Here is a 13,917-nt window from a genome sequence, read left to right as displayed (position 1 = left end):
ACTTCAGCTTGAATCCCCATTTTTAATTCAGTAAACTATGCGTCAATTTTTATAAGAGATTGGCGCATTATTTATGAAAACCGCTTTTTTTCAACTCGATATCCCCTCCGGTCCAAATGATCACAAAATTTTAGGTAATGTCTTGCAAGGCGCTGATGCCCTTGCGATTAGCGAGATTGCCGAACAACACCAACATTTAACTGTCGTAGTGACTCCAGATACCAGAAGTGCGGTTCGTTTATCCGGTATTTTATCGGAATTAAGCGAGCAAGAAGTGAAACTATTTCCTGATTGGGAAACGCTACCTTATGATACTTTTTCGCCTCATCAAGATATTATTTCTTCCCGTCTAAGCGCACTTTTTCAGCTCCAAAATGCAAAAAAAGGCATTTTTTTGTTGCCGATTGCGACCTTAATGCAGCGCCTTTGCCCGCCCCAGTATTTACAACATAATGTTTTATTGATTAAAAAAGGTGATCGCGTTGTTATTGATAAAATGCGTTTACAACTGGAATCAGCCGGTTATCGTGCTGTAGAGCAAGTTTTGGAGCATGGGGAATATGCCGTGCGGGGCTCATTGCTTGATCTTTTTCCGATGGGAAGTGCGGTGCCTTTTCGATTAGATTTTTTTGATGATGAAATTGATTCTATCCGCACTTTTGATGTGGATACGCAACGTACGATAGATGAAATTCAATCCATTAATCTGCTGCCTGCACACGAATTTCCTACCGATGACAAGGGTATTGAATTTTTTCGCACTCAATTTCGAGAAACTTTTGGGGAAATTCGACGCGATCCGGAACATATTTATCAGCAAATCAGTAAAGGTACGTTAATTTCTGGTATTGAATATTGGCAGCCGTTGTTTTTTGCAGAAATGGCAACCTTATTTGACTACCTTCCACCCCAAACCTTGTTTGTGGATATGGAGGCAAATCAAGCACAAGGGGAGCGTTTTTATCAAGATGCAAAACAGCGTTATGAACAACGCAAAGTGGATCCAATGCGTCCTTTATTGCCACCGGAACGCTTGTGGTTAAATATTGATAAAGTAAATCGCCAATTGAAAGACTACCCGCGTATTACACTGAAAAATGAAAAAGTGCGGTCATCAGTGCGTCAGAAAAATTTACCTGTAGCCTCATTGCCTGAGATCACTATTCAATCACAACAAAAATACCCCCTGGGGCAACTTCGTCAATTTATTGAACATTTCAATGGAAACCTGTTGTTTTCGGTCGAAACGGAAGGACGTAGGGAAACCCTACTTGATTTGCTTCAAGCGTTAAAAATTAAACCTAAACAAATTCAATCCCTCACACAGACTGAGCAAGAAAAATTTAGTTTATTGGTCAGCTCCTTTGAGCAAGGTTTTATTATTGAGCAATCCCCGCCGTTAGCCATTATTGGTGAAGCGAATTTACTGGGCGAAAGGGTTCAACAGCGTCGACGTGATAAGCGTAAAACCATTAATCCGGATACGCTTGTGCGTAATTTGGCGGAACTTAAAATTGGGCAACCGGTGGTACATTTGGATCATGGTGTGGGGCGTTATGGCGGTTTGGTAACACTTGATGCCGGGGGAATTAAAGCGGAATATTTGCTCCTGAATTATGCCAATGAATCTAAGCTTTATGTGCCGGTCACCTCGTTGCATTTGATTAGTCGCTATGTAGGCGGTTCCGATGAAAGTGCGCCATTACATAAACTGGGTAACGAGGCTTGGGCAAAATCACGCCAAAAAGCCGCAGAAAAAATTCGTGATGTGGCGGCGGATCTGCTGGATGTTTATGCACAACGTGAGGCGACAAAAGGCTTTGCCTTTAAATATGATCGCGAAGAATTTCAACAGTTTGCAGCAACTTTCCCTTTTGAAGAAACCCATGATCAAGAAATGGCGATCAATTCCGTTATTTCAGATATGTGTCAGCCCAAAGCGATGGATCGTTTAGTCTGTGGCGATGTAGGCTTTGGTAAAACCGAAGTGGCAATGCGTGCGGCATTTTTGGCGGTAATGAATCATAAACAAGTCGGCGTTTTAGTGCCTACGACATTGCTTGCCCAACAACATTATGAAAACTTTAAAGATCGTTTTGCCAATTTGCCGGTAAACGTGGAAGTGCTATCTCGTTTTAAAACGGCGAGAGAACAAAAACAAATTCTGCAAAATCTGGCAGAAGGTAAAGTGGATATTTTGATCGGCACCCATAAACTGATTCAATCGGATGTGAAATTTCATGATCTCGGTTTGCTGATTATTGATGAAGAACATCGTTTTGGTGTGGGGCAAAAAGAAAAAATTAAACAACTACGTGCCAATATCGATATTCTCACCCTGACGGCAACCCCGATTCCACGCACCCTTAATATGGCAATGAACGGTATTCGTGATCTCTCTATTATTTCCACGCCGCCAGCTCGCCGCTTGAGTATTAAAACCTTTGTTCGTCAAAAGGATGACTTAGTGGTACGCGAAGCCATTTTGCGTGAAATTCTGCGTGGCGGACAGGTATATTATTTACACAATGATGTGGCGAGTATTGAAAATACGGCAGAAAAATTGACCGCACTTGTGCCGGAAGCTCGGGTGATTGTGGGACATGGACAAATGCGGGAGCGTGAACTAGAACGGGTGATGAGCGATTTTTATCATCAACGCTATAATGTATTGGTTTGCTCAACCATCATTGAAACGGGCATTGATGTTCCAACGGCAAATACGATTATCATCGAACGGGCGGATCATTTTGGTCTGGCGCAATTACATCAATTACGTGGTCGGGTAGGGCGTTCTCATCACCAAGCCTATGCTTACTTGCTTACCCCTCCCCCGAAAATGATGACAAAAGATGCTCAACGCCGTCTTGAAGCTTTGGAAAGTTTAGATAATCTTGGCGCGGGATTTATTCTTGCCACCCATGATTTAGAAATTCGTGGCGCAGGGGAATTGTTGGGGAATGAACAAAGCGGACAAATTGAAACCATCGGTTTTTCCCTTTATATGGAATTGTTGGATGCGGCGGTGAAAGCTTTAAAAGAAGGACGTGAGCCGTCTTTGGAAGAATTAACCCAACAACAGGCTGAAATCGAACTGAGAGTCGCGGCTTTGTTACCGGATGAATATTTAGGCGATGTGAATATGCGTTTATCCTTCTATAAACGTATTGCCGCCGCCGAGACAAGACAAGAATTAGATGAATTAAGAGTCGAATTGATCGACCGTTTTGGTTTGTTACCGGAAGCAACGAAAAACTTACTTCAAATTGCCGAATTACGTTTATTGATTGAGCCTCTAAAAATACTTCGCATTGATGCCGGCACACAAGGGGGCTTTATTGAATTTTCACCGACAACACAAGTCGCACCGGAAAAATTTATTCAGCTTATTCAAAAAGAACCGATTGTCTATCGTTTTGACGGGCCGTCGAAATTTAAGTTTATGAAGGATCTTTCGGATAATAAAGTGCGGTTGGAATTTGTGGTAAATTTAATCAAGTTTCTGCTTGAGTAAGATTTTTTAACTCTGTTGTATTACATTGCAGAACTTAGCATGACAACAATGACGTACTATTTTTATAGTGCGTCATTTTTTTACTTCAATTTTTCTTTCTGAATAATAAGCCGTGATATTAAACCGAATGCTATGTCAGTATGTTTTTGTTGCATTAAGTTTGCTGTATTTTTGGTTTTGTCACTTTTCCCGATTTGAAAGACAATCTCGTTACTTAGGAAAAATGCGGTATTTATAACCGAATTTTTCTATTTGTCAGGATGGATTTGCTGAATATATGGATTATTTTGCAATAAATTCATACTGTGATCCAGATCTCATTTTAATGATTAATAAATACAGTATTATGCTGTTACTGAACGGTAAGCGTGTTAAGTAAGCTGTTCCTAAGAGGTAATATTTATTTATTGGTATATTTATATTGAGGATCTCGCAATGAACAAACGAAATTTTTTAAAATCATTAATAGCTGCTTCAGTATTGGCTACGACAGGCTTTACCTCTATCTCTATTCAAGCGACAGAGACTATAAAATTAGGTTTTTTGGTGAAACAGCCGGAAGAACCCTGGTTCCAAACAGAATGGGTATTTGCGGATAAAGCCGCCAAAGATCTAGGGGACGTTCAGATTATAAAAATGGCGATTCCTGACGGTGAAAAAACATTGAATGCTATAGATAATTTAGCAGCAAACGGTGCAAAAGGTTTTGTTATTTGTACACCTGATCCTAAATTAGGGCCAGCTATTATGGCAAAGGCTCGTTCTTATGATCTGAAAGTAATTACAGTCGATGATCAATTTTTAAATGCAGCGGGGGAACCTATGAATAATGTGCCGATTATCATGATGGCTGCAACAGAAATTGGTGAACGTCAAGGTTTAGAATTGTATAAAGAAATGCAAAAACGCAGTTGGAATGTCAATGAAACCGCGGTATTAGCTATCACAGCAGACGAACTGGATACTGCCCGTCGCCGTACGGACGGATCTATTTCTGCCTTAATCAAAGCAGGCTTCCCTGAAAAACAAATCTATAAATCGCCCACGAAAAGTAATGATATTCCGGGAGCGTTAGATGCCGCTAATGCCATGTTAGTGCAGCACCCCGAAGTGAAAAATTGGTTAATCGTCGGGATGAACGATAATACCGTGTTAGGGGGAATTAGGGCTACGGAAGGGCAGGGCTTTAAACCTAAAAATGTTGTCGGTATCGGTATCAATGGTACGGATGCAGTAAGTGAGCTTTCAAAGCCTAAAATGACCGGTTTTGTCGGCTCATTACTGCCAAGCCCCGATGTGCATGGCTATCGTAGTACGGAAATGCTTTATAAATGGGTTAAAGAGGGAATTGAGCCACCAAAATATACGCCGATTGGTGATCCCGTATTACTGACGCGAGATAACTTTAAACTAGAGTTGGAGAAAAAAGGGCTTTAGTTGAATGTCATTAAAATATCGGTAAGGAGGAAATATTTATGCAAATTCCTTATTTAGAATTTGACCAAATTAGCAAATCTTTTCCTGGTGTTAAAGCATTACAAAATGTGTCATTTAAATGCTATGAGGGGAAAGTACATGCCCTTATGGGGGAAAATGGTGCCGGTAAATCTACCTTACTGAAAATTTTAAGTGGTAACTATTTGCCGACGGAAGGAAAAATGCATATTGGGGGACGCTCTCTTACATTTCGCACAACAAAAGATGCCTTACTTGCCGGAGTTGCTATTATTTATCAAGAATTAAATATCGTACCGGACATGACGGTTGCAGAAAATCTTTGTTTGGGTCAATTCCCTCATTCTTTTGGATTGGTTAATCAGAAAGAATTAATAATCCGTACGAAAAAATACTTAGATAAATTAGCCTTAAATATTTCACCAAATACTCCTTTAAGAGAACTTTCCATTGGTCAATGGCAAATGATTGAAATTGCAAAAGCATTGAGCCGTGGAGCGAAAATTATTGCGTTTGATGAACCGACCAGTAGCTTGTCTGCACCTGAAATTGAAAAGTTGTTTGCAGTGATTGAAGAACTGAAAGCGGAAGGAAAGGTTATTCTGTATGTTTCTCATCGAATGGAAGAAATCTTTCGTATTAGTGATGAAATTACCATATTGAAAGACGGTCGGTTTATTGAAACATTTTCGGATCTGTCAAAGATTAATAATGACATCTTAGTGCGTAGCATGGTTGGGCGTAATTTAGGCGATATTTATCATTATCGTTCAAGAGAAATAGGGAAAACACGGTTAAAACTGACCGCACTTTCAAGCAAAAAGTTGCCGGGAAATTTTAATCTTGAAGTGAAAGCGGGAGAGATTCTCGGGTTATTTGGGTTGGTTGGCGCCGGTCGTTCGGAGTTATTTAAGCTTATTTTTGGTGCGGATCCAATGATTCAAGGAAATATTGAGTTAGACGGAAAAAGTATCAAGATAACTTGCCCCAAAGATGCTATTGAACAAGGCATAGTGTTATGTCCAGAGGATCGTAAAAAAGAAGGAATAATTCCTTTGGCGAGCGTAGCGGAAAACATAAATTTAAGCGCAAGACGATCCCATAATTTCTTTAAATTTATCATTAATGAGTTTTGGGAAAAACAAAATGCAGAGAAACAATGCCAACAAATGAATGTGAAAACACCATCCATTGAGCAACTTATTATGAATTTATCCGGTGGAAACCAACAAAAAGTGATTTTAGGACGATGGTTATCCGAGGATATTAAAGTGCTTCTATTGGATGAGCCGACACGCGGTATTGATGTAGGGGCAAAATCCGAAATCTATGATCTGATTTTTAAACTAGCTGATGAAAAGATTGCAATCATTGTGATTTCAAGCGATTTACCTGAGGTTATCGGTTTATCCGATCGCATTATGGTCATGAGAAATCGACAAATTACAGGTGTTGTAGAACGTGAAGAGGCAACGGAAGAGCGTGTTTTGAAACTTGCTATGGTGGAAACCGATATCTTTGAAACCGTAGCTAAGTAATATAAGGAGAATTTTTATGACTTCAGTAACTTCTCAAACTCACAATATGAGCAGATTTAATAAAATTTGGAATGCTTATGGTATGTTGTTAATTTTTGCTGTTATTTTTATTTCTGCTTGTTTATTTATTCCTAATTTTGCAACGGTTATTAATATGAAAGGCCTAGGGCTAGCCATTTCAATGAGCGGTATGGTTGCTTGCGGTATGTTATTTTGTCTTGCTGCCGGTGAAATTGATTTATCTGTCGCTTCTGTGATTGCTTGTGCCGGCGTTGTCACTGCAACAGTGATTAACCTTACTCAAAGTGTAACGTTAGGTGTGTTATCAGGCGTATCATTAGGTGCTTTAATCGGTTTGATAAATGGTTTTGTTATAGCAAAATTAAAAATCAATTCCTTAATTACCACATTGGCAAGTATGCAAATTGCACGTGGTTTCGGCTATATTATTTCTGATGGTAAAGCAGTGGGTATTACAAAAGAAGAATTTTTCGAGCTGGGTTATCAAAATTTACTTGGTATTCCTTTACCAATTCTATTTACCATTATTTGTATTGCTATCTTTGGTTTTTTATTAAGTAAAACTACCTACGGACGTAATACTTTAGCAATTGGCGGCAATGAGGAAGCAGCACGATTAGCCGGGATTAATGTTGATCGCACGAAATTAATTATTTTTGTCGTATCCGGAGCAATTTCTGCGCTCGCCGGCGTTATTCTTGCTGCTAGAATGACAAGCGGACAACCTATGACATCCATTGGTTTTGAATTGGTGGCAATTTCAGCTTGCGTACTTGGCGGCGTATCTTTGAATGGTGGTGTCGCTAAAATTTCATTTATCATAGCTGGAGTATTAATTTTAGGTACTATTGAAAATGCGATGAATTTATTAAATATCTCACCGTTTTCTCAATATGTTGTAAGAGGTTTAATTCTATTAATTGCCGTCATATTTGATAGATATAAACAGAAACTAATAAAGTAAAAATGTGAATGGATAATAATGCGGATATTTTAGTCTCCGCATTTTGTTTTGTATTCATCGGTATTTTATATCTATGCTTGTAAGCCAATTTGTTTTTGTTGGAACACTACCTTAAGTTGTATGTGTAATTTGAGAGATAATATGAAAATAATAAACAAAAATAATGTTCAACAGAATCCGTTATTACCCGGCTATAACTTTAATGCATATTTAGTTGCCGGTTGTACGCCAATTGAAGAAAATAGTGAATTGGATTTTACGATTAACCGTCCCCATGGAATGAGAGGATATATCATTAATCTTACAACAAAAGGAGAGGGGCGGGTATTTCAAGGGAAAGAAGCATTTAATTGCCAAGTCAGTGACTTGCTTTTATTTCCGCCAAATGCCGTTCATTATTACCATCGAGCCAATAATTCGCCAAGTTGGCACCATCAATGGATTTATTTTCGCCCGAGAGCATTTTGGCTGGATTGGGTTAAATGGACTGATGAGGTTAATAATGTAGGAAGACTGACGATTCCTGATGATCAAAGCTATCAAGAAATTCTCTCTTTGTTTTTACAGATTGAAAAGGAATATAATTCTGATGATCCGCTTTCGGAAGCCGTTTCAATGTGTTTATTGGAACAGTTATTAATTCGTTGTTTTCGATTTGACCCGGCAAATAAACAAAGAATGCTTGATCCCCGAATACTCGAAACTTGCCATTTTATTTCCGATAATATTGATAAAAACTATACGGTTAATGAAGTAGCCAAGCAGGCTTGTATGTCCACTTCTCGACTTACACACTTATTTGCCCAGCAAATTGGCACAAGTATCATAAAATGGCGGGAAGAGCAAAGAATGATTAAAGCAAAACATTTATTACATGCTTCCGGCGAACCTATTTATCATATTGCCCGCCAATTAGGTTATGACGACCAACTTTATTTTTCACGAATTTTTAAACGTTACACCGGTTTAAGTCCCTCTCGTTTTCGGGATTCAAGATAAAATTTGATCTGGTTCGCATATTTTCTTATGCAACTTTTTTGTCCATATTTCTAGCCTATCATTGTCTAACGATTGATAAAAAAAATCGCTAATCTACTGTTAATCCGTTTAAGGAATAAAGGTGGTGGCAATGCAAAAGATTAAACAAATAATTGAAGAGGGCAATATTTCTATTGGTATTGAATTTGGTTCAACAAGAATTAAATCGGTTTTAATTGATAGCAAAGGAAATATTTTAGCCAAAGGCGAGTTTGAATGGGAAAATCATCTTATTGATGGTATTTGGACTTATCCTCAAGAAGAAATTTGGCAGGGTTTACAAGGTGCTTACGCCTCGCTCTCCGAATCCGTCAAAAAACAATACAATGTCGTTATTAGGCAGGCGAAAGCAATTGGTATTAGTGGCATGATGCATGGTTATATGCCATTCGATAAAGAGGGTAATCAGCTGACTTTTTTCCGCACCTGGCGTAATAATATCACATCAAAATCTTCTGAAAAATTGACCGCACTTTTTCAATATAACATTCCGCAACGTTGGAGTATTTCTCATTTATATCAAGCCGTTTTAAATAAAGAAGAGCATGTACCGAATATTGATTTTTTAACAACGTTGGCAGGTTATATTCATTGGAAATTAACTGATGAAAAAGTATTGGGAATCGGTGAGGCTTCAGGGATGTTTCCTATTGATATTCAACTACTTGATTTTAATCAAAAAATGTTAGATCAATTTGATCGGCTTATCAGTGAATTAGATTATCCCTGGACGATTCGTCATATTTTACCCAAAGTAGCCAGAGCCGGAGAATACGCTGGCGTGTTGACAGAATCCGGTGCTAAATTGATTGATCCAAGTGGTGGATTACAAGCCGGTATCCCGCTTTGTCCGCCGGAAGGGGATGCTGGAACCGGTATGGTGGCAACTAACAGTATCCAAGAAAAAAGCGGAAATATTTCAGCCGGAACTTCTGCTTTTGCCATGATTGTATTGGAAAAAGAGCTATCTAGAGTGTATGAACAATTAGATATGGTGACTACGCCGAGCGGTAAATTAGTCGCAATGGCGCATGCCAACAATTGTACATCGGATATTAATGCTTGGGTGAGTTTATTCGGTGAATGTCTGGCTACATTTGGTGTAAATGTCAGTCAAAGCAAACTTTATGAAACCTTATTTATAAAGGCGTTAGAAGGTGAGAATGATTGTGGCAATTTGCTTGCTTATGGCTTCTATTCAGGGGAGCATGGTGTAGGCTTAAATGAAGGCTGCCCTATGTTCTTACATCCGATGAAGGCAAATTTTAATTTAGCCAATTTTATTCGAGTTCATCTTTATACTGCCTTTGGAGCAATGAAGCTTGGTATGGATATTTTACTGCAACGGGAACAAGTCAAAATCCAGCAAATCTTAGCCCATGGCGGCATTTTCAAAACAAAAGGTATCGCACAAAAAATTTTGGCCTCTGCACTCAATGTACCTATTGCTGTAACTGAATCAGCGACTGAAGGGGGCGCATGGGGAATTGCATTATTAGCCAATTATCTTTCATATAAGCATAAATCTCTCGAAACCTATTTAGATGAAGATATTTTTAGTAGTTGTAATAAAGAGATTGTTTATCCGGATAGTGAGATGGTTCTAGGTTATAACGCATTTATTAAACGCTATTCTCAGGGGCTTTCTATTGTTCAAGAAGCCATTAATACAAAAATTTTAACGATATCATAGGAGATGATGATGGAATTTATTAAAAATCTGGAAGTTTGGTTTGTTGTAGGAAGCCAACATTTATACGGAGATGAAGCGTTGCAACAAGTAAAACAAAACGCCGGGCAAATCACAGAGTATTTGAATCAACAAAATCCATTTATCAAAATTAAGCTAAAAGAATTGGCTACTTCACCGGAAGAAATTCTATCAATTTGCCAAGCCGCGAATAACCAAGATAATTGCGTCGGAATTATTGCGTGGATGCATACATTCTCACCGGCAAAAATGTGGATTGCGGGTTTAACTCAGTTAAGTAAGCCATTATTACAATTTCATACCCAATTTAATCAATTTATTCCTTGGAACGAGATTGATATGGATTATATGAATCTTCACCAAACCGCACATGGTGATCGTGAATTTGGTTTCTTGCTATCCCGTTTACGTAAAGCCAGAACCATTGTTGTGGGACATTGGAAAAATGCCACTGTGTTAGAAAAAATGAATCGTTGGCAACGTGTTTTAGCCGCAATTTATGATCAAAAAAATTTACGCATCGCACGTTTTGGCGATAATATGCGGCAAGTTGCAGTAACCGAAGGAGATAAAGTTGAAGCCCAGATCAAATTTGGCTATAGCGTTAACGGTTATGGTGTCTATCAATTGGTTGAAAGTATTCATACAGTCACTGATGAAGATGCAGAGGTATTGGTTAAAGAATACGAAAAAGAATACCGAATCAGTGCTAAATTACAAAAAAATGGTGAAAAACGTACCGCACTTTTTGATACGGCGAAAATTGAATTGGGGCTAAAACGTTTCTTAGATAACGGTGGTTTTAAAGCCTTTACGGATACGTTTGAAAATCTACATAATATGAAACAATTGCCGGGATTACCGGTACAGCGTTTAATGCAACAAGGTTATGGATTTGGTGCTGAAGGAGACTGGAAAACTGCTGCGTTGGTTCGGGCAATAAAAGTAATGGGGTATGGATTGCCAAAAGGCAGTTCCTTTATGGAAGATTATACCTATCATTTAGCCGAAAATAATGAAGTGGTGCTGGGGGCGCATATGTTGGAAGTTTGCCCATCCATTACTGATGATAAACCTCTGTTAGAGATAAAACCGCTTGGTATTGGTGGCAAAGAAGATCCAACCCGTTTGATTTTTACTGCAAAAACCGGTCGTGCGGTGAACGCAGCCATTGTTGATATGGGAAATCGATTCCGTATGGTTGTTGCTGATTTGGATGTGGTAGAAAAACCGCAAGATATGCCTAATTTGCCGGTTGGACATGCTTTTTGGCAGCTTAAGCCTAATTTTGAGGTTGGGACTCAAGCTTGGATTTTAGCCGGCGGTGCGCATCATAGTGCATTTAGCTTAGATGTGGATGCCGATATGTTACGTATGTTTGCAGAATATTTTGATATTGAGTTTATTCATATCAATGAAAATACAGAACTTTTTCAATTAAAAAATGAGTTGCGTTGGAATGAATTAAGTTATAAATAATTTTTCGTCTCTATTTCCTTTAAAGAAAGCCTATTTTCCAAATGAAGATAGGCTTTTTAAGAAAAGCATTATTTCACCTCCGAGCCCTTTAACCATTTTCTTACCCAAGAGCGGTTGGCGGATAGGTTTTGTATAATTTCTTCCCCTAAAGGCAAAGGTTCGCCATAAATTAATGAGGCTAAAGTTTCGCCTAATAAAGGGGCGGAGGTTAATCCGCGTGATCCTAATGCGGCAACCAGAAAAAGGTTGGGAAAATTGACCGCACTTGGAATCGCTTGCTTACGGCGGCGGAGATTAAAGAGATTGTGATAATCTTCCCGTTGTCGGGTGAAATTAGGGATATTTCCCACCATTGGGGCGAGATCACGTACGGAGCAACGAATGCCCATGCGTGCCAAATTGCCCGATGTATCCACATCTTGCGTCCAACGTTGAGCAATATTTTGTTGTAGTTTTTGTTGGTTTTCCCGTTGTTCTTGTTCGCTAAAGCGACGATCCGTATTATCCCGTATATGACTTGCACCAAGGCAATGGCTGGTTTTGGCGTGATCTGCCGGTGTGAGATAGCCATCGTAACAAAGTACGGACTTAAGTTTCAGTAAGTTTTCGGAAGTGGGAATTTGACTCACTTGTCCTCGAATCGGGTAAAGAGGAAGTTTTTCCGTTTGAACAAAATCCGTGATTTTATAGCCGTTGGCGAGTATCACAACTTCGTGCTCTGTGATGTCATTTTGGGAATTATGCACTTGCCAACCGGCTTGGGTTTGGGCAAGTGCGGTAATTTTTTGTGAGGTTTTGATTTTTACGCCACATTTTTCAAGTCGTGAAAAGGTATTTTGCACAAATTGGCGAGGAGCAAGCCAAGCACCTTGAGGGATAAACCCACCGCCACAAGAAAGGGGCAAGCCGACTTTTTCGCTTAATGCCTCTGTATTGAGCATTTCAACTATTTCATTAGGTAAGCCTAATTGGGAAATTTTTTCCAATTTGACCGCACTTTTTTCGTTATAGGCACATAATGCTACGCCACAAAATTCATATTCAAATTCTATACCTTGTTTTATCGCCCAATCCAGTAATTGTTTGCCGTAGGAGAAGGCATGAAGATAAAAACGGACAGTGAGAGGATTATCATCGCTCAGTTGAGGATAAAACGCCCCTTGTTTATTGCCGGAAGCATTGAGTGCCGGTTGTTCATCTTCACAATAAAGGGTGATGTCGGCACCGCGTTGAAGTAATGAAATGGCGGTACAGAGCGAGGCAATGCCCCCTCCGACAATTGCAATGTCTTGTTTTTTCATGCTGGCAGGTTGGGGTAAATACCAAGGCGCTGAAAGTGAGGTCGGTTTTGCTTGTGTTTTTTGCCCGTTTAAGCACTCCCGTTTTTTGCCAAAACCTTTACGTTTTTGGACTGCAAAACCTGCCGATGCTAATCCTTTTCTGACCGCACTTGCTGCGGTGAAGGTGGCAAAAGTGCCGCTCGCTTTGGTGAACCGATACATTTGGCTATATAAGTCTTCGTTCCACATATCCGGATTTTTGCTTGGTGCGAATCCGTCTAAAAACCAAGCATCAATGCGATCATTCATATAATCGCCAAGTTGCGGTAAATTTTCTGTTACATCGCCAAACCATAAATCCAGGGTGGTTTCATCAAAATTAATGCGTTGACAGCCTTTAATCGGTGAGCGCCAGTAGCATTGTAAATGCTGGCTTAATTCGGCAAATTGCGGATATGCCGTATGGGCTTGCTGAAGTGCGGTCGGTTTTAGCGGATATTTTTCAAAAGAAATAAAATAGAGGCGTTTGAGAGGCGCATTGACATATTTTTTGCGAAATTCTCGAAATAATCGGATGGTAGCAAAAAAATTTAATCCTGTACCAAAACCGGTTTCTGCAATGGTGAAGTGAGTATGTTGATGATCTTGCCAACGTTCCCATAATTGATTGCCCTGTAAAAATACATAATCCGTTTCTGCCAATCCATCGTGATTGGAAAAATAAACATCATCAAATTGATTGGAGACGGGGGTATGTTGTTCATTAAAATGAATGTCTGCATACTGAACGGCAAGCATTTTTTATTCCTTTCTTGCATTATTGAATTGACTTATAATAACGGAATTTTCCGGCTTATTGAAATTTGTCGGCGTATGGGTTTCACAGTCTCTAACTGGTCGAACAAATGAATTATTGC

The 13,917-nt window shown here is 39.3% G+C and carries 8 protein-coding genes; 7 read left to right on the top strand and 1 reads right to left on the bottom strand.

The genetic code is table 11. The annotated features are described in order from the left end of the window. Positions 1-73: 73 nt before the first annotated feature. The 7 genes from mfd to araA all read left to right on the top strand — a co-directional run bounded on the left by mfd (position 74) and on the right by araA (position 11,720). Positions 74-3,514: a transcription-repair coupling factor gene (gene mfd / locus PNEUHYL_RS01280; protein ID WP_059365462.1), complete on the top strand. Its 3,441-nt coding sequence runs from the start codon at positions 74-76 to the stop codon at positions 3,512-3,514. 435 nt (positions 3,515-3,949) lie between these two features. Further along, positions 3,950-4,951, top strand: coding sequence for an arabinose ABC transporter substrate-binding protein (locus PNEUHYL_RS01275; RefSeq protein WP_059365461.1), 1,002 nt, complete (start codon positions 3,950-3,952; stop codon positions 4,949-4,951). A gap of 38 nt (positions 4,952-4,989) precedes the next feature. Continuing rightward, positions 4,990-6,507, top strand: a complete 1,518-nt coding sequence (araG, locus tag PNEUHYL_RS01270; protein ID WP_077664029.1) for an L-arabinose ABC transporter ATP-binding protein AraG — start codon at positions 4,990-4,992, stop codon at positions 6,505-6,507. Between the two features lie 16 nt (positions 6,508-6,523). Beyond that, positions 6,524-7,492 (top strand): L-arabinose ABC transporter permease AraH, encoded by a 969-nt coding sequence (araH, locus tag PNEUHYL_RS01265; protein WP_059365459.1) that lies wholly within the window; start codon positions 6,524-6,526, stop codon positions 7,490-7,492. A 141-nt stretch (positions 7,493-7,633) separates the two neighbouring features. After that, positions 7,634-8,491 (top strand): arabinose operon transcriptional regulator AraC, encoded by an 858-nt coding sequence (gene araC, locus PNEUHYL_RS01260; RefSeq protein ID WP_059365458.1) that lies wholly within the window; start codon positions 7,634-7,636, stop codon positions 8,489-8,491. Between the two features lie 130 nt (positions 8,492-8,621). Next, on the top strand, positions 8,622-10,223 hold the full coding sequence (locus tag PNEUHYL_RS01255; protein WP_059368791.1) for a xylulokinase: 1,602 nt from the start codon (positions 8,622-8,624) through the stop codon (positions 10,221-10,223). A gap of 9 nt (positions 10,224-10,232) precedes the next feature. Beyond that, positions 10,233-11,720, top strand: coding sequence for an L-arabinose isomerase (gene araA / locus PNEUHYL_RS01250; protein WP_059365457.1), 1,488 nt, complete (start codon positions 10,233-10,235; stop codon positions 11,718-11,720). 68 nt (positions 11,721-11,788) lie between these two features. Here the strand turns inward: araA and mnmC are convergent, their stop codons facing one another. After that, positions 11,789-13,798: a bifunctional tRNA (5-methylaminomethyl-2-thiouridine)(34)-methyltransferase MnmC2/FAD-dependent 5-carboxymethylaminomethyl-2-thiouridine(34) oxidoreductase MnmC1 gene (gene mnmC, locus PNEUHYL_RS01245; RefSeq protein WP_059365456.1), complete on the bottom strand. Its 2,010-nt coding sequence runs from the start codon at positions 13,796-13,798 to the stop codon at positions 11,789-11,791. Between the last annotated feature and the right edge of the window lie 119 nt (positions 13,799-13,917).

This window comes from Rodentibacter caecimuris (assembly GCF_001019715.1).
Classification (GTDB): Bacteria; Pseudomonadota; Gammaproteobacteria; order Enterobacterales; family Pasteurellaceae; genus Rodentibacter; species Rodentibacter caecimuris.
The sequence above is the reverse complement of the archived record's forward strand: the minus strand, read 5'-3'. Positions and strand labels throughout refer to the sequence as shown.